15 protein-coding genes are annotated in these 17,738 nt (G+C 47.4%); 9 read left to right on the plus strand and 6 right to left on the minus strand.

Translation table 11 applies throughout. The features are described from left to right. Positions 1-3 precede the first annotated feature (3 nt). From HMPREF0044_RS02810 to HMPREF0044_RS02820, 3 genes are read left to right on the plus strand one after another with little or no spacing between them, the layout of a single operon-like run. Positions 4-741, plus strand: coding sequence for an ABC transporter ATP-binding protein (locus HMPREF0044_RS02810; RefSeq protein WP_006546592.1), 738 nt, complete (start codon positions 4-6; stop codon positions 739-741). Beyond that, a complete protein-coding gene (locus HMPREF0044_RS02815) occupies positions 734-2,407 on the plus strand; it encodes a glycosyltransferase (RefSeq protein ID WP_006546593.1) in 1,674 nt (557 codons plus the stop codon). Before HMPREF0044_RS02810 ends, HMPREF0044_RS02815 begins: the two co-directional genes overlap by 8 nt. A gap of 21 nt (positions 2,408-2,428) precedes the next feature. Then, positions 2,429-3,322 carry a glycosyltransferase family 2 protein gene (locus HMPREF0044_RS02820; protein ID WP_006546594.1) on the plus strand — a complete coding sequence of 298 codons (894 nt, stop codon included), beginning with the start codon at positions 2,429-2,431 and terminating at the stop codon, positions 3,320-3,322. 64 nt (positions 3,323-3,386) lie between these two features. Here the strand turns inward: HMPREF0044_RS02820 and HMPREF0044_RS02825 are convergent, their stop codons facing one another. Further along, a complete protein-coding gene (locus HMPREF0044_RS02825) occupies positions 3,387-5,528 on the minus strand; it encodes an acyltransferase family protein (protein ID WP_006546595.1) in 2,142 nt (713 codons plus the stop codon). Positions 5,529-5,601: 73 nt separating this feature from the next. Here HMPREF0044_RS02825 and HMPREF0044_RS02830 point away from each other — a divergent pair, with 73 nt between their 5' ends. Beyond that, on the plus strand, positions 5,602-6,663 hold the full coding sequence (locus tag HMPREF0044_RS02830; protein ID WP_040312753.1) for an acyltransferase family protein: 1,062 nt from the start codon (positions 5,602-5,604) through the stop codon (positions 6,661-6,663). Between the two features lie 25 nt (positions 6,664-6,688). Here the strand turns inward: HMPREF0044_RS02830 and HMPREF0044_RS02835 are convergent, their stop codons facing one another. The 3 genes from HMPREF0044_RS02835 to HMPREF0044_RS02845 are packed head-to-tail and all read right to left on the minus strand — an operon-like array spanning position 6,689 to position 9,057. Continuing rightward, the gene (locus HMPREF0044_RS02835; protein WP_006546597.1) at positions 6,689-7,600 is read right to left on the minus strand and encodes a glycosyltransferase family 2 protein; all 912 of its coding nucleotides are present in this window, start codon (positions 7,598-7,600) and stop codon (positions 6,689-6,691) included. A gap of 27 nt (positions 7,601-7,627) precedes the next feature. Next, complete coding sequence (locus tag HMPREF0044_RS02840) at positions 7,628-8,080, minus strand: GtrA family protein (RefSeq protein WP_006546598.1); 453 nt, start codon at positions 8,078-8,080, stop codon at positions 7,628-7,630. Next, the gene (locus HMPREF0044_RS02845) at positions 8,077-9,057 is read right to left on the minus strand and encodes a glycosyltransferase family 2 protein (RefSeq protein WP_006546599.1); all 981 of its coding nucleotides are present in this window, start codon (positions 9,055-9,057) and stop codon (positions 8,077-8,079) included. The genes HMPREF0044_RS02840 and HMPREF0044_RS02845 overlap by 4 nt, the downstream gene beginning before the upstream one ends. 114 nt (positions 9,058-9,171) lie before the next feature. On the opposite strand from HMPREF0044_RS02845, the gene HMPREF0044_RS02850 reads away from it, so the two are divergent. Further along, on the plus strand, positions 9,172-10,734 hold the full coding sequence (locus tag HMPREF0044_RS02850) for a YfcC family protein (protein ID WP_006546600.1): 1,563 nt from the start codon (positions 9,172-9,174) through the stop codon (positions 10,732-10,734). A 131-nt stretch (positions 10,735-10,865) separates the two neighbouring features. Beyond that, positions 10,866-11,249 (plus strand): DUF5684 domain-containing protein, encoded by a 384-nt coding sequence (locus HMPREF0044_RS02855; protein ID WP_040312754.1) that lies wholly within the window; start codon positions 10,866-10,868, stop codon positions 11,247-11,249. A 73-nt stretch (positions 11,250-11,322) separates the two neighbouring features. Here the strand turns inward: HMPREF0044_RS02855 and HMPREF0044_RS02860 are convergent, their stop codons facing one another. Further along, positions 11,323-11,967 carry a hypothetical protein gene (locus HMPREF0044_RS02860; protein ID WP_006546602.1) on the minus strand — a complete coding sequence of 215 codons (645 nt, stop codon included), beginning with the start codon at positions 11,965-11,967 and terminating at the stop codon, positions 11,323-11,325. A gap of 173 nt (positions 11,968-12,140) precedes the next feature. Here HMPREF0044_RS02860 and HMPREF0044_RS02865 point away from each other — a divergent pair, with 173 nt between their 5' ends. The 3 genes from HMPREF0044_RS02865 to HMPREF0044_RS02875 are packed head-to-tail and all read left to right on the plus strand — an operon-like array spanning position 12,141 to position 17,271. Continuing rightward, positions 12,141-12,398 (plus strand): WhiB family transcriptional regulator, encoded by a 258-nt coding sequence (locus HMPREF0044_RS02865; protein WP_245528814.1) that lies wholly within the window; start codon positions 12,141-12,143, stop codon positions 12,396-12,398. 36 nt (positions 12,399-12,434) lie between these two features. Continuing rightward, complete coding sequence (locus tag HMPREF0044_RS02870; protein ID WP_006546604.1) at positions 12,435-15,755, plus strand: glycosyltransferase family 2 protein; 3,321 nt, start codon at positions 12,435-12,437, stop codon at positions 15,753-15,755. After that, entirely contained in the window at positions 15,745-17,271 is a 1,527-nt protein-coding gene (locus HMPREF0044_RS02875) for a DUF5719 family protein (protein ID WP_040312755.1), read from the plus strand. The genes HMPREF0044_RS02870 and HMPREF0044_RS02875 overlap by 11 nt, the downstream gene beginning before the upstream one ends. Here the strand turns inward: HMPREF0044_RS02875 and HMPREF0044_RS02880 are convergent. Beyond that, positions 17,268-17,702: a metallopeptidase family protein gene (locus tag HMPREF0044_RS02880; RefSeq protein WP_006546606.1), complete on the minus strand. Its 435-nt coding sequence runs from the start codon at positions 17,700-17,702 to the stop codon at positions 17,268-17,270. The two genes, HMPREF0044_RS02875 and HMPREF0044_RS02880, sit on opposite strands and share 4 nt — an antisense overlap. Positions 17,703-17,738 lie beyond the last annotated feature (36 nt).

Raw genomic sequence — 17,738 nt, forward strand, 5'->3', positions numbered from 1 at the left:
TTCATGACTACTAAAGCTCCCGTTATTAAAGTAGAAAACGTTACGAAAGAGTTTACTCTTCGCCGCACGCACACTTTGAAAGAAACTATCGTTTGGTCTCTCACTGGACGTCGGGATCAAATCTCAGAGCAGTTCCGAGCTCTAAACGATGTATCCTTTGAAGTTAATGAAAGCGACACGATTGCACTACTGGGCCACAACGGTTCCGGCAAATCAACCATGCTGAAACTAATCTCCGGTGTGATGCGTGAAGATTCTGGCTACATTGGGGTACGCGGTCAAGTAGCAGGTCTAATCGAAGTGGGCGCGGGCTTCCACCCAGATTTAACTGGCCGTGAAAATATTTTCCTAAACGGCGCTATCCTCGGCATGAGTAAAGACCATATTGAAGCCGCCTACGATGACATTGTGAAGTTTTCAGAAATTGAGAAGTTCATCGAAACAGAAGTTAAGTTCTATTCTTCTGGTATGTTCCTGCGTTTGGCTTTCTCAGTAGCAGTACACACTGACCCGGATATTTTCTTGGTGGATGAAATCTTGGCAGTGGGGGATGAACCATTCCAAAAGAAATGTCTAACCCGTATCCACGAGTTGAAAGACCAAGGCAAGTCTTTGGTTATTGTGAGCCATGATTTAGACATGGTGGCAGAACTTTGTGACCGGGGCATTGTTTTAGAAAAAGGCAAGTTAGTTGCCGATACGGATGCTAAGTCTGCCGTAGAGAGGATGCGTCATGTCTGACCTGAAGCACCAGCAATTAGTGGACGCATTAGCAGCCGACCTGGAACTACAGCTACCGGGATATAAGTTCCAAGTGCAGTTAACGGAACTGGGAGCGCAGATTCTTTCTCGCCTGGATAATAACTGGGTGGCAGCAGTTATTCGACCTCTGCTGCTGGCAAAGAACGCGGTTGAAGTTTACTTATCTCAGCAGGCGCATGAGCCAATGATTAACCTCAATGAAGATCCACGTGAGCTGCGGGATATTTTCATGGGGGACGCCTATGTGGGTACGATTTTGGCTTACCCTGCAGGAGTGAAGCGGCAAAAGATTTCCAGAGTCGTAGTGGCAGTGCCTACTCTAGAGTTGATTGAGGTTCCTGCGAATTTTGAGATTCGTTTAAACCGCTCTAAGTTTGAAGCAATCGCAGCGAAAGTTTATACGAAGCTTTATCATAAGGTTCCGTTCACTCTGGACGTTTACCGTCAGAAACGCAATGAGAACGGTCGAGGGCGTCCAGCAAAACTATTCCCACCAATGTTTACTAACCGTGGGGAAGACACTGAACTGAACCCGGAAGTCATGTGGGTAGCTATGCACTGGGCAGAATCCGGTGGCGCTGAATCGTGGGCATGGGAGCAAGCGCGCCTTGCTAAAGCTGCCGGTTTTAAGCTGGTTTTCACTTTTGATCGAGCTGCCCCGCAACGTCAGCTACGCTTAGCTAGTGAACTTTCTGATGACATTTACGTAATCGGTCAGGGCGTACTGAAACAGGACTGGAGTAGCGTACTGGTGGGAATTATGGAAACCCATCGTCCCGGTAAACTACATATCCACCATTCAGAGTTCGTCTACACACAGCTACCGCTGCTGAAATCGCTCTACCCAAAGATTTGGGTGGAAGATTCAACTCATATTGCTGAACACCGCGGTGGCGGTTTCGTGCGTTCTTCGGTTGGTACTAGCCAGTGGATTAACCTCCACCATGTGATCTCTCCACAACTAGTGAAGATGTATGCCAATCACGGGGTAGAAGCTGAAAAAGTTCTCTATCGACCTCTGACACAGCTAACTTCAGATCAGAGTGAAATAGCTGAAATTTCCGCCCTCGATAATAATCCCGTACGGCTGGGATTCCTGGGGCGCTTATCTGCGCAGAAACGCCCAGTGCTGTTCATCATGCTAGCTGCCTACCTGCATCGCCGCTACCCGGGACAATTTAGCTTTATCATGCAAGGCTCTGGTGAACTTGAAAAGATTGTCACCCAGCAGCTGAAGCGTTGGGGCTTAGAAAACGTAGTAGAACGGCGCCCGTGGGCACCGGTGGAAGAGTTCTTTAACGACATTGATATTCTTGTTATCACCTCTGAAAATGAGGGCCTAACCCTCACTACCATTGAAGCCGATGCCGCCGGGGTAGCAGTAGTATCAGCTAATGTCGGAAGCCAGTATTCCGTCGTTTCAGAACTCGCATTACTGCCACGTGAACCAATCGGCTTCATCAAACAGAGCGTACCACTTTTGAAACGCCTGGCAGAAGACCCCGAATTCTATCAGCTGGTAGCTGCACAGCAGAAAGCTTTAACTGATGAGCTTCGCCGTCAGCAGTCAGCATCAGACTATTTTAGTGAACATTATGCGGATGCGAACTTCCGCGCTTGCCTGAACCCAGTTTCAGCAGAATAAAGAAGAAAAGAGCTAAGAAAAATGAAGGTCGCAGCAGTAGTAGTAACTTTCAACCGTCGCGAAATGCTGGAAAAAACCTTAGCTGGTTTGGAATCCCTCACCCGCCCGGTAGACAAAATCATCATCATCGATAACGCTTCCACCGATGAAACGCCCCAGTACCTGGCAACCCGCGAGTACACCACTGATCACCGCATTATTCGCGCAACCGTAAACACCGGCGGAGCAGGGGGATTCACCCTGGGCATTGAAGAAGCCTACAAAGAAGGTTTTGACGCCTTCTGGCTGATGGACGACGATACTGTCCCACAGGCAGAATCTTTAGAAGAACTGCTTAACGGGATGGAATCCTACCGTGAAGCCCGCGGAGCATACCCATCCTTCGCTTGCTCTTCAGTACTGTGGACTGACGGAAACCTGTGCGAAATGAACACTCCGGCTCCGGTTTGGGACTGGGCTCGTTCTCTAGCCGCAGGACACTCATGGGTGGACGTAAAGTCTTGTTCCTTCGTTTCCTGTTTAGTTACCCGTGAGGCGGTAGAAGCTAAGGGGCTTCCATACCGTGAGTACTTCATTTGGTATGACGATGCAGAATACACGACCCGTTTGTCTAAACTCCGTTCCGGTATTTACGTGCCAACCTCTAAGGTAGATCACCTCTTGGCTCAAAACCGTGGGGTTAACTATGGTGACGTAAATGAACAGAATATTTGGAAGTTCGAATACGGAGTGCGTAATCAGGTTTCAGCTGCTTGGTCTTTGCGTAACCCTACTTTAGTAGCTGAAATGGGTGAGAATATGCTGAAGCAGATGTGGGGTAAGAAAATTCCTGCATCTTTGAAACTACGCCTAGCCAAAGCTGGCGTTAAAGGATTGTTCTTCCACCCACGCAAGCGTGGTGTGGAAGACCTCTAAACTGTCTTAATGTGGTTGTGGCTCCCACTAGCGTGGGAGCCACAACCACATGGTTTATTTACAATCATTTAAGTCCGATTGCTGCTTCAATTTGTGGAGCTAAGAGTCGTGAGTACTGCGTAGATACGTGGGTAGTATCGTAGTAAACCGGAATCTGCCCAGCCACTGCGTAACAGTATTCCTTATCGCAGAAATAATCAGTTAAATCCAGAAGCTTTACAGAAGGAATCGAACTAACCTGGCTAGCTGGAATCAGCGGGTCAGTGCCTAAAGCTTGTACACGGGGAACTCGACAATCAACTGCGGGATTAGCTGCGAAGTTCCAACAGTTTACGTCTCTGACGGAATCATTATATGGCGTATCTGCAAGCACAATCGTTTGCTTTACACCGGCATCCGCCAAGGTCTGCCAAGTGGCGCCTAAGGCACGGTTGAATTTAGCTTGATTATCTAAGTCTTCACCGGTTACATTACCCAAATACTCGGTTTTTGCGTAGGCACTGTACAACACTGTGCCAGGTTTATCAGCGGAAATCTTATTTAGAATGTAAGCTGACCCCAGTGCACACTGATGGCCCGAACCAGCAATTGCTTCAGCTTCAGTCATAAACTTCCGGAAATCATGTACCGGACAGCCAGGGATGGTGTGGATTTGCAGGAGCTTCTGGTGTTTTTTAGCAATCTCAGTAAGAGTTGCATTCCACTGTTGGGCGTGAGAGTCTCCGATTAGGTAAATGGTGTCTGCTGAGTCAGTATTTCCATTTACCCGGAAATCACAAGTTGCACTTGTATAAAACATACCTGGCGAAACTTCATGGTTAGTTTCCGTACATCCTGTAGGCAAGGTAGTGTAGTCATATTCTGGCGCCAGGGAAGTTGAAATAGGCAGACCCAGCTGGTTTGTGCAACCAGAGTTAGGTGCTAGTGCCTGTGGCCCGACACAGCCGGATTCGAGGGCAGTTTCGAAAGCCTGATGGGCTTTAGCTAAACCTGTCTTAGCGTGTGCATTCAACGCAAATGTGACTGTTGCAAAGCAAAGAATCGCGGCGAGCATCGCTATAAAAGTGCGTTTAACAGAATCAGCGAACCACTGGTTTTCTAAGCCCTTATCTTCAACTAACCGTTTTGAGAGGTATCCAATCAGGATTGTAATGGGAATCAGGGCGAGTTTTTCTTTCCAGTGCAGAATATCGCGGATTAAGTAGGGGGTAATGATAATTAGCGGCCAGTGCCACAGGTAAATGGAGTAAGAAGCGTCGCCGATTATTTGCACAGGCTTAAAATCGGTGAAGAAACGTAGTAAGGGGAGTGCCCCAGAGGTACCCACAGCGATGATTGTGGCAGTAGCCAGAGTGGGGATAAGTGCGATCCAACCGGGGAATAAATACGTGGGAGTAATCAGCCAAGCGCTTAGTAGCAAAAGAAACCACGCGGACGCGGCTAGGAGCGTGCGCAGCCAGTTCAGCTTTCCAACTACCGGTTTACGAAGAGCAGGCGTGGCAATGGCAACGAGGGCGCCCAGTCCAAACTCCCAGAAACGCACTGGGGTGAAGAAGTAAGCTTGGTGGGGTGAAAAATGTGAGAACCAGAGGCTGAAAACAAAGAATCCGAGCGTAAAGACGCTAATAAAAATAACTGAGACGCGTCGACGATTAGTTTTGCTAAGTGCTGCGATGAGGATGAGCAATAGTGGCCAAATGAAGTAGAACTGTTCTTCGACAGAGAGTGACCAGTAGTGTTGGGCAACGGTAGCTGTCTGGTTTGCAGCGTGGTAATCAACTGCTTGAGAGAAGAGATAGAGGTTTTCTGCGTATGCGGTAGAGGCGAATAATTCCCAATAGTTACGGGGTTGCAAATGTAGGGGTAGAAGCCACCAGACCGCGAGGTATGAAACCGCTGCGACAGTAAAAGCAGCTGGTAACAGACGACGAATACGGCGGGAATAAAATTGCCAGAGATTAACCGTGCCGGTTTCTAAAGTGTTTTTTAACAGGTGGGAAGAGATTAAAAACCCGGATATTACGAAGAAGATATCGACACCAATGAACCCTCCTGTAAGTCGTAGCGGCCAAAGATGGTTGAGAACTACTGCCAGAACTGCGAAAGCGCGGAGGGCTTGAATATCCTTACGAAAATACTTGCGTTTAAGTGTCTCTGTTTCTTTCAAGGACGCTGACGCCGGGGAAGTTCGTAAAGAATCATGCATAGTTTGATTATATAGTTTCTGTAGTTTCTTGTTTTATTCCGTTCTCTGTGTCTTCACTTGATAGTCTGGAGTGGTGAAGAATAAACCACGGGCAACGATTAACAGCATCCAGTTTCTGCGCGCCTTCGCAGCTCTGGCGGTAGTCTACTATCATATTGCGATTCTAGACTTCGGTAAGGCACTGAAACTTCCAGAAACCGGAGCCTGGGGCGTGGATATTTTCTTCGTCATTAGTGGCTTCATCATTGGTATGGTGGCGTTCCAGAATAACCAGAAGTTCCTGCAACGTCGCATTATTCGCGTCGTCCCACTCTATTGGTTAGCGACTTTCATGTGGGCGGGTTTAGCATTAGCGTTACCTGAGAAAACGAATTCTACGGTTGTAACCGCAGAGACTTTGCTTAAATCCATGTTTTTTATTCCCTTTGAAATGCCACTTCGAGTTGGTCCACTGCTGGGGCAGGGGTGGACGTTGAACTATGAAATGTTCTTTTATCTTTTTGTAGCTTTGACACTGTGGATTTTTAAAGATGCCCCTAAGGCGTTGGCAGCTACTGGGGTTTCTTTGGTTGTCTTAGTTGGTACAAGTTGGTATTACGTGCCGCAGAATTTTGCTTTATTGCACTATCAGAATCCGTTGCTACTTGAGTTTGTAGCGGGCATGGTTTTGTATTTTATTTTCCGCTGGTATACGACTTTGAATTTACCTCCGATGCTGAGAATCGGCTTGGTTATTCCTGGTGTAGTACTTTTCGCAGTGGGAATATACCTTATGGTGGCGCAAGATACGTCGCAGATGGCATACCTTTTTGATCAAAGAGCCGGATTCTATGGGATTCCAGCTTTCTTGACGGTAGTGGGGACACTGCTATTGGAGCCACTATTCCGCCCAGGCAAATTAACGATGTTGCTTTTAGAACTTGGAGCCGGTAGCTATGCCATTTATCTTTTCCATGGTTTCATTGTGGGGTTGCTGGGACCGAGTTTCTTTGGTGGTTTAGCTGGTCCTGAAGCGCCTGGCAGGGCCGCATTACTGATTGCGACGACAATGGCTTTAAGTGCATTATCAGGCGTGGTCATCAACAAATACTTTGACGAGGCATTACAGCGCGTACTGAAAAAGTTCCTTCGCTAACGTTTCCGAGGGCGGTTTGGAAAATCTAATCCTGCACGGAAACAGAGTATTCTTCCCAGACCAGGTAATGCGGACGGTGTTTTACCTCTTGGTAAATTCGTCCCACATATTCGCCGATAACGCCTAAAACCAGTAATTGGATGCCTGCAAACCCGATGATTGAAGCAATAATCGTAATGTATCCGGGGGCAGTTACCCCGTTAATCAGCCAACCAATGATGAGCGCAAATAGGTAGATTAACGATAGTCCAAAGATTGCTCCACCAAAGTAGGCAACTACGCGAAGCGGTTTAGTGTTGAATGAAAGTACCCCGTTAAGTCCGTATTCAAATAGGCTCTTAATACTCCATGAGGATTCACCAGCCTCACGAATAACATTTTGGTATTCGATTACTTCAGTAGGGAAGCCAATCCAAGAGAATAAGCCTTTGGAAAAACGGGAACGCTCATCCAGGTTAACCAAGACGTTCCTAGCTCGCCTGGAAAGAAGTCGGAAGTCGCCTTCTCCATCTCTTAAACGAACTTCATCAAGTAAAGAATTCACCATCCGGTAATAGGTTTTTGAAAGGAACTTACGAACCCCTTTCTCACCCACACGATCGCGGCAAGCGATAATCTGATCGGCACCAGTTTCTAAAGCACGTGAGATAAGCGCAGGGATTAATGCAGGAGGGTGCTGTAAATCTGCATCCATAATAATCACGTAGTCACCATTCGCACGGTGCAAGCCTGCTAGCATGGCGGCTTCTTTACCGAAATTACGTGAAAAGATAACACCAGCAACTTCCGGGAATGCAGATAGCTCTTTAATAACTTTAGCCGTGTTATCAGCTGAACCATCATCTACTAGTAGTAAAGACCAGTTAAGGTTGCTGTCAGCTAATGCCTTTTCACTTCTGAGTAAAGGTGAGGTAGGTTCGCTTCTTCGTTGAAACACGGGACTACGATCGAAACAGTTTGCGATTCAGCACTCATCAGTTTTCCCTTCCTCAGTCGCACTAAAAACAAAGTAGCGTTGCATAAGATAATTCAAAACTACGAATACATACATTCCGATAAGCATCGCAATATTGCCTTGTACCTGCTCATTGAAACCCGCTAAAACCCAGAGTACGAGTTGCTTTGCCAGACCGTATGCCACCAAATAAGCCACTGCAATCGTGAGTGCGAATCGGAAAACCTGCAGGAAAGAACGCGAAGAATCTTGGAAAGTAAAGTACTTATTCAGAAAGTACGAAACGATTGAACCAACAATGTAGTTCATCACTGAAGAAACCCAGTAGCCTGCAGAAGTTAAGTTAAATAAAAGGAACATAACTGAGGTTCCCACCAGCGTGTTCACAATCCCCACAAGGATGAATCGAAAGCCAGTAGAGTTCCACAGGTTAAGAGCTGCCTCTTTAAAGCTGGGTTTCATTTGGCGCCCTCGGAAGAAACCGGGGGAAGCATACCAACCCGCTCAGAAATAATATAACGAGGGCGTCCCTTTGACTCTAGGTAGATTTTCCCTACATACTCGCCAATAATTCCTAAGGAAAGTAACTGGATACCACTCATAAACGCAACAATCGCCGTCATGGAAGCCCACCCGGGAATAGTTTTGCCCAGGAAGAAAACAGTAATAATCCAAGCTAAAAGTAAGAACGCTAGGAATGAAACAGCCAGCCCCAAACCAGTTACAAAGCGTAACGGCTTAACACTCAAACTGGTAATCCCATCGATTGCCAGACTCAGCATCTTAGAAAACGGGTAATGGCTTTCCCCAGCCAGGCGAGGTGCCCTTGAATAATAAACAGAAGTAGATTTAAAGCCCACCAGGGGAACCATACCTCGTAAGAAAAGATTCACTTCTTTAAAGTTCGCAAACTCTTTTAAAACCCGCGCAGAAATCAGACGATAATCAGCATGATTAAAAACTGCTTGGACTCCCATAGCGTTCAAAACCCGGTAGAAAGACTCCGCCGTGAAACGCTTAAAGAAAGAATCCGTAGAACGGTCATTCCGAACCCCGTAAACCACATCAGCGCCATCTAAATAAGCTGAGACCATCTCATCCATAGCATCTAAGTCATCCTGACCATCCGCGTCGATACTAATCGTGATGTCACAGACATCAATAGATTCTAAAAGCCCCGCAAGAACCGTATTCTGATGACCACGGTTACGACTTTGGCGTAAAGCCCGCACTTGTTCATCAGCTACTGCATAATCGCAAATCAACTGCCAAGTTTGGTCACTAGACCCATCATCAACAAACAGTAGGTAAGAGGATTTTGAAACCAGCCCCTTATCCTGTAGTTGTTTCAACTTATCGGCAAAAAGCGGGTAAGTAAGTGGCAACACCTGCTCTTCGTTATAGCAGGGAATAACAATGGCAAGTTGCGGTAAAAGCATGTAGGTTGTCTTCTATGTCTAATAAATCACTTTTCGCAGTGATATTGGTTTCTAACAATCTAAAAAGAGTTACGTAAACTAAAATTACATTAGCAATGTTATCGAAGGAATACCTTGTCTGATTCAACGAATGCCCAATTAGGTAAAAAATACCGTCTCCCGGCCCTACCTACGGCATTTAGTATCCTTTTTATCCTGCTTCTACTAGCCTCAATCGCTACGTGGGTGATTCCCGCAGGTAGTTACGCGAAGCTCACCTACCAGGCAGAAAGCTCCCAATTCGTCATCAGTACACCAGGCGAAGCTGAACAAACTCTGCCCGCAACACAGCAGGTCCTTGACGATTTAGACGTTGAGATTGCTTTAGAAAACTTCACTTCGGGCACTATCTCGAAGCCGGTTTCCCTTCCGGGAACCTACCAGGAAATAGAGCAGACCCCGGTGGGCGTGATGGATATTTTCCGCCACATGGTCAACGGCACTATCGAAGCCGCTGACATCATGGTTTTCATCATGGTGCTGGGTGGCTTGATTGGGGTAGTGCAGATTTCTGGAGCTTTTGAAACCGGGTTGATTGCACTAACTAAACGAACTAAAGGACATGAGTTCCTGCTGGTAGCGGTGGTTTCCATCCTCATGCAGATTGCCGGCACTACCTTGGGTCTGGAAGAAGAAGCGTTGGCTTTTTATCCGATTCTGGTACCTGTATTTATCGCCCTCGGGTATGACGCGATTGTCGCTATTGCTGCGATCTTCCTCTCTGGAGCAATGGGGACGGCTTTTTCAACTATCAATCCCTTCTCAGCGATTATTGCTTCTAATGCGGCGGGCATTTCTTTCACTGAGGGAATCTGGTGGCGTTTCGGCGGCTTGCTGGTAGCAATGTGCGTTCTGGTTCCTTACATTTATTTTTATGCGCGTAAGGTTAAAGCTGATCCAACTGCCTCTTTCGCATACGAGAGCCGTGAAGAGTTCTTATCCCACTGGCGGATTGATTTAGATACTCTTCAGATTCGCAGTTTTGATTGGCGTCAAAAGCTGATTCTGGTTCTTTTCGTAGCGGGCTTCCCAATTATGATGTGGGGGGTTACTCAATGGGGCTGGTGGTTCCCTGAGATGGCTGCTTCATTCCTACTGATTACTATCATTGTGATGACGATTGCGGTAGTGGGGAACCCGAATCTTAATGAAAAAGCTGTGGTTGAAGCATTTTTGAAAGCAGCTTCGGAACTGGTGGGAGTAACCATCATTATTGGTTTGGCTCGAGCAGTTAATCTGGTTTTGTCAGAGGGAAATATTTCTGACACTATTTTGCATTCGGCGACTGACGTGGTTTCGCAGATGAACGGGCCGTTGTTCATTATCGTGATGATGCTAATTTTCTGCGTTTTAGGTTTTGTAGTGCCTTCTTCTTCGGGGTTAGCAGTGCTGGCGATGCCGATTTTGGCTCCGCTCGCGGATGCGGTGGGGATCCCTCGTTTTGTGGTGGTTTCTGCCTACCAGTGGGGTCAGTATTCGGTGCTGCTGATTGCTCCTACGGGGCTGATTATGGTGACTTTGCAGATGCTGAATACGAAGTACAATCAGTGGTTTAAGTTTGTGTGGCCGATGGTTGTGTTCTTGTTTAGTTTCGGTTTGGTTTTGTTGGTTGCTCAGGTGTTGTTTTACGGTTCCTGAGCAGTTTTCCCGAGGGCGTGCGTTATAACGTTTCCTTATAAAAACTCGGTATCTATTGTTAAATCTGCAATAGTCTGCTTACAATAATGCTGTTGTTAAAAACGCCTAATCTTTTAGTAAAGGAAATAATAATGGGCATGGAAGTAGAAATGGCACAGGAAGCTGTTGCAGGTAGCTTCACCGTAATGTACGGTATGGGCTTGATCGGTTATGTAGTGCTGGCTCTGGGCCTGATGAAGATGTTTGAAAAGGCTGGGGTAACCGGCTGGCACGCATTTGTGCCTTACTTCAACTTCTACCAGGTATCTCAGGTCTCTGGTGCAGGTTTGGTTTGGTTCATCCTGACCTTCGTACCATTCGTAAACGTTATTGCTGTTTGGGTTTTGATGTTTAAGCTTGCTAAGTCCTTTGGTCAGGGCGCCGGCATGGGTATTCTTACTGCACTGCTCCCACCAGTTGGTACTTTGATCATGGGCTTCGGCTCTGCACAGTACCAGCGTGCACGCATGATGTGATTTAAGCTTTAAGCTTTAGTTTGGGGACCTACGATTCTTCGTAGGTCCCCAAACTTTTAGCTTTTGTATAGGCTTAGAGGGTTTCTTGCTTTAAGATTGCTTCAATATCTAAAGAGGTATCAGCCCAGAGAGCACGTTTACCTACACTCCAAGCATGCCAAATACGGGTCGCATAATCAGGTTCTGCTTTTGTGATAATTGCTGCTTGAACGTCCTCGGGAAAAATAAAATCGCTTTCAACCAGATCAGTTGCCTCACCGGATGCAGGATAAACTAAAGTATCTGGCTGTGCACTGATTTCACCAATTGCGTCCAGCGCACCCGGAACTGTTGGCCCCATCCAACGAAGTGAGAGTGGTCCTAGATCTTGGAGGAGTACCGGCAATCCTGGCTGTTCTTCCGCCAAAGCGGATGCGAAGCTAGCGTCTGTGGTTACTACTAAATCTGCTTCGTCTACAAGTGAACGGTCAGTAGTTACCGCAAGTTCTGCTAATCCTGCGGAGGTAAGCCAATAGAGGGTGCGCCAAGATGGAGGGAGGTCGAGGATAAGGAGTGCTTGGGGTGATTCTCCAAACTCGGAGATTAGAAAGTTAGTGGTTTTAGCTAACCAACGATAAATATTAGGGCCCGTAAAATCTAAACGACCTTCCGGAGTGTACCAGGTGAGTAGGGAACCAGGGGTATTTAGGAGGTTGTCAAGATGAGATTTGGTAAACATTTTTTGTGCTCATTCGTTGGAAACTCAATGAAAAAATAAGACAATCATAAATATTGTAAAAGGTCAAGACTTAATTCAGCTTGACTTAACCGAATTACACGCGTGTAATTCTATAAGGAAATAAGTACAAGTGAAGGGACACTGCTGTGTGGAACATTCTGGGGGAAGGGCCACTGGTCATCGATGACCTAGGTGCACACCTAGATGACGGTCCACTCTCGTGGCAAGAATCAGCTCTGTGTGCCCAAACTGATCCTGAAGCATTCTTCCCTGAAAAGGGTGGATCCACTCGCGAAGCAAAGGCTGTTTGTGCAGCATGCGAGGTTCGTGCAGAATGCCTGGAATACGCATTGCTAAATGATGAGCGATTCGGCATTTGGGGTGGATTGTCTGAGCGTGAACGTCGTCGCTTGAAACGTCGAGCAGGATAATCAATAACTCTTAGGAGTGAACGATAAAGGGGTCTCATGACTGAGCCAACCGTAGTTGCCCTCGTAGTCACACGAGGGCTTACTCCATATCTGCGCCGAACAGTTTCGGCTTTACTTTCTCAAACCCACCGCCCAGAGAAAATCATCGTCGTCAATACTGCAAAATCCCTGCTAGAACCTATTCCTGGACTAGAAATTCTCCAGGTACCTAACGTAAAAACCTACGGTGAAGCGGTGCAACGCAGTATCGATGCCTTACCAGTCTTAGATCGGGTAGATTGGCTATGGTTTCTACATGATGACTCTGCCCCAGAACTAGATTGTTTGGAGTTGCTGCTAGAAGCTACTAAAGCCGGTTTAACCACCGCTGTAGTTGGTCCAAAACAGGTTGCCTGGTCTGACTCTGACAGAATCCTTGAAGTTGGTATTAAAGCAACGCGTTCTGGCCGTCGTTTAGAGATTGAATCAGCCGATGAAATCGATCAGGGGCAGTACGACGACATCTCTGACGTTTTGGCAGTGGGCACTGCCGGTATGCTCGTTAAAAATGAGATTTGGCAGGAAACTGGTGGTTTAGACACATTCTTAACCCCTTTTGGAGATGGCTTAGAATTCTGCCGTCGCGTTCGTTTAGGCGGGCACCGCGTTGTCGTAGTACCGCAGGCAAAACTTGCACACGCTCGACTTTCTTACCGCGATTTACGTACAGATACTGTTCCTGATACTGACGGGTCTTTCAAAGCTCGTCGCGTTGCACAGCTATATAATGGTTTGCTTTTAACCTCTGGCCTAAAGCTATTCCTGACCCTTTTGGGGCTTCCCCTGTGGACGTTGCTGCGTACGCTGGGGCGTCTTTTGCAGAAGCGTTTAGACTTAGCTTATGCAGAAGTCGCTGCTTTCACCACACTGTACGCGAACCTTAGTAAAGTGTTTGTGGCGCGTCACCGAGTGAAGTGTTATGCGAAGGTTCCAGTTAGCACGTTGAAGAGCCTCGAAGCTACGCAGATGGAAGTAAACCGCCATAAGCGTGTGCAAAGTCGTAAAGAACGCCGCTTGATTCGCAGCAATAGTTTGGAACCAATTGCAGCAGGCTTGTTGAAGCGTCACCGCAGTGTTAACCGCCTGGTAGCCTCTACCGGTTTTACACTGTTTGCAATCGCCAGCATTTTATTTACCCGTGACTTTGCGACTGGTATCAGTGGAGGAGCCTGGGCTAATCTTCCAGATTCCTATAGCAGCCTGTTCTGGCAGGCGTGGTCGGGCTGGAACCTGGGGGGAATTGGCACTCCGGGACCAGTGGATACACTACTCCCTGTTTTTTCTGTACTAACTGCGCCTTTGGCACTCTTTGGGATTACTCCACATGAGCAGCTGAATTTCTTCTGGCGTTTAAGTCCAGCGCTAATTTGGATTTCCATGTATTGGGGTAGCCGCGTAATCACCCACCGTTGGGGATGGCGTCTGCTCCTGGCTCTGCTTTGGGTGGGAAGCCCAACGGTGTTGATTTCTTGGTCTGAGGGACGTTTGGCAACTCTTTTAGTTGCTGTAGCTTTGCCACTTTTCATGCGGGCTTGGTTGCATACGAGTGCACACGTCGTGCCACTCTATATTAGGGGTGCGTTTACAGAGGAAATTAGCATTTTTGATAGTTCCCGTAGCTTCCAATATCCAGCTTTAGCAACCTTAGCTTTACTGGTCTTAACCGGAGCTGCCCCATGGCTTACGCTTCTTTTAGTTCCACTGGTTATTGGAGTGGCTATTTTTACTCCGCAGCGACGTTTGACGCAGTTGATGTTGTCTTTGCCTGCGGCAGTCTTCTTGATTCCGTTGTGGATTCATTTCGTTACTTCCTCAGGGAAAGCACGTTGGCAGGTACTGTTTGCTGATACGGTTTCTGGATTGGCTTTTGCACAGGCTAATACTTGGGAGATTGGTTTAGGGCTTCCACAAGACCATCACTCTTTGAGTGTGCCTTTCGCACAGTATTTGCCGGAAGTATTACTGCCTTACTTAACTTTTGCTTGGTTGGTTCCAGGGGTGGTGATTTTCGTAGGTGCCGGCTTAGCTTTGTTTAACCTGCAGCGTTGGGTTTTGCGAGCACGCATTGCGTTCCTGGTGGGCGTGTTGGCAACCGGGGCTGCGGTATTGACTTCGCGAATTATTATTTCCGAGGGCGGTGAACTCATCTACGGGTGGGCAGGTATTGGCATTTTGCTTGCAACTCTTTGCTGGATGCTGGCATCTGCTGGTAGTATTCCAAACTTGGTTTTGCAAGAATACCTGCATTCTTACAGAGGGCGTCGTCGTTTGGAAAAGTCGATGGCTCGTCGTATGAAGGCATTGCGTAAGCGCCCTCGGAAGCAAGAATCTGGGGAACAGCCAAGCGCAGGTGGAAATGATTTGGAACACCGGATTAAGCGTTTGGACACGACTACGCTGAAGGAACGTTCTGCCTACCGGTTCCAAGCACTTACGGCGCTAGTAATTTTCGCCCTAGCTTTGGTACCTGCCTTGCTATGGTTCCCTCAAATAGGAACACAACCGCAGGTAGTTAAGCCAGCTCCCCGCTACTTAACGCCTGCAACGACAGTGGAAGCTCAGCTTTCTGAGCGTTCTGCAAAGTTCCTTTTATTGAACGTTACTGATCAGGGAGTAGAAGCCTCACTGCTTCGGGGTGACGGTAAGCAGCTTGCGGACTCAACTCCACTACAGCGGTGGAATAACGCTCAAACTGTTTTGAAAGCTCGGGTAGGCGCCGATTTTAATATCACTAAACAAAGCGCTCCGGCACAGCAAGCTTTGGCAACTGCAGTGACCGAACTGCTGACTGCTCCTGATACTACTGACGGAAGTAAACTACTGGAGTTCGGCATTGATGAAGTTGCCCTGTCTGTGAATGATTCTCTAGCACGGGAAACCGCTTTGTTAGCTTTAGAGCAGAGCCCGATTTTGAAACGTGCTGGTGAAGCAGGAGCAGGTAGCTTGTGGCGGTTGCGCCCATTCGGCTTAGAACCATCCCGCGCCTACCTTAAAATCGGACAGAAGTATCTGCCAATTGCTGACCCTACGCTCGGTCCAGTTGAGCTCCCCGCAGAAGCCGCTAATGTTGAAAGCTTGCTGATTCTTGCTGAGCCGAAACACAGTGGCTGGAATGCTACTTTGAATGGTGCGGAACTTACTGCTACCGACTACGGATGGCAGCAAGCATACGCAGTTCCAGCAGAAGCCGGGCAACTACGTATGAGCTGGTACGCAGATTGGCTACCAGTTTGGTGGCTAGCTGCAACTGCAAGCCTGTTAGGAATGCTGATTGGGGCAATCCCAGTTAATGGAAGGGGCCGAACCGATGTCGAATGAGACTCGTTGTGCAGATACCATCGCCGAAGAAACCCCGGAACCTGAAATCACCGAAGACACGCATGCAGAAAGTACCGCTCAGAAACTAATTTCCAAAGGTAAAGTGGTTGGTACTCTCACAACCTTAGGCATTTCTGGAATCGCCCTGCTCAGTGCGGCAACCTTCGCTTTTTCAGCAGACCTGTGGCTACCACGTTCTTCACAGTATGCGATTAATTCAGATTTTCAGCGTGAAGTTACTAATCTAGCAACTTTACCAGAGCACAGTTATCTGCTGGGATGTAACGTCGGTTTCCCCACGGAAGCTAAAACGGAAGCCACCACTGGGAAAGTCTTTTTGAACACCACTGAAGGCACTACTGTAACGGCAGTGAAAACACTGGGAGAAAACGGAAAAACTCCGTTATCCCAGCCAACTAGAGGTCAAAAAGTGATTGACGCTAACCAACCAACATTAGTGTCAGTATCTACTACCGGAAAGAGTAGCTTCGCGGGCACTACTTTCACTGCGGCTAGTAACGCTACTTTAAAAGGTATTACTACTGCTAACTGTAGTACGGCGCAGATTCATTCCTGGTTTGCTACGGGGAACACCGGGGTAGGAGAATCCACCTACCTAACAGTTACTAATCCCTCAGGTAATGCTACTCAGATAACTCTGGAAGCGTGGAATGGTACCGGTAAGTTTTCGCACGGCCCTAGCTTAACGATTCCCGCAAATACTACAGAGACTTTTAACGTCGCTAGTTTCTTTCCAGATGAAGACCGCTTAGGGCTACATGCTTCTGTACACGGTCCGGGAGTAGTAGTCACTCTTCACTCTGCAGGAGAAAAAGGACTGGCAAGTCGTGGTTTGGAAACTGTAGCACCGGTGGTAGCGCCCTCGAAAGAAAATATTTTCCCCAGCGTGGTAGCTTCCTCGAACGGAACAAAAATCCAAATTTTGAATCCACGCAATGAAGTAGCCACTGCGAAAATTTTGGTAGCAGACCCATTGGGAACTAAACCACTACCAGGTGCTGAAAATATTGAAATTGCCGGTTCAGCTGTTTTTGAACTCGATTTAGCAGGCATTGGTGAGGGCTCTAAAACCCTAATTTTGCAGTCAGATAAGCCGCTGGTCGCCAATATTACTAGCATTTTCGAGGGCGGCGATAAAGAAGACGATAATGTGCTCGCAGACCGTACGATTTGGAGTGCCACTGCTGCGCTGACTAGCTTAAAAACCCCGCTTCCTGCTTTGCAAAATGGTGAGAAAGAGCGGCTCTTAGCGCTATATAATCCCAGTGATGTTGCTGTGAAAGTAACTGTCAATGGGGTTGAAGTACAGGTTCCGCATAACTCTGAACTCACTCATGCAGTAAATAGCGACAAACTTGAGATTAACTCGACGCAGCCAATTTACGCAGGTATGGTAATCAAAAAGCTGGAGGGAAAAACCACGTTAGTGACTCGCTTACAGTTCGTAAGCCCAGAAGCAGCACTGCCAAGCCTTAAGCTTAACCTAGCTGATTAAAACTGCTTACCGTGTAAGTCAGCTTCAGAAATACCGGTGAGCTCTGAAAGATGCTGAATCAAGAGAGACCTGACCATAGCGTGTAGGGGAGCACCGATTTCTCTGAAAGTGGAACGCCCTGCACGCGCGTGAATCGGCAAGCGATAAAGCACAATTCGGGCTTTTAAACCTACAGTTTTACTAGCAGAAAAATGCCTAGCTAAACTCACCGAATGATCTTCCCAAGGAGCTGGATCAGAAGGGGGAGCATCCTCAAAAGCCACTTCAATCTGCGTAACCTCAGGGTAACGCTGTGCAATTTCTTGGAAATTCCACGCCACAATCTGTTCAAAAGAATCCTTCCAAGAGGCGCGAGCAGGCACACCAGGTAAGAAAAGTGGAGAACGTTGAGAGCGCCCATGGCGGTTTCGTCTTCTAGAAATAGCACGCATAAAACCAGTCTAACTAAAGAACTAAGAACCGTTTAA

Origin of the sequence: Gleimia coleocanis DSM 15436 (genome assembly GCF_000159015.1) — a bacterium.
Lineage (GTDB): Bacteria > Actinomycetota > Actinomycetes > Actinomycetales > Actinomycetaceae > Gleimia > Gleimia coleocanis.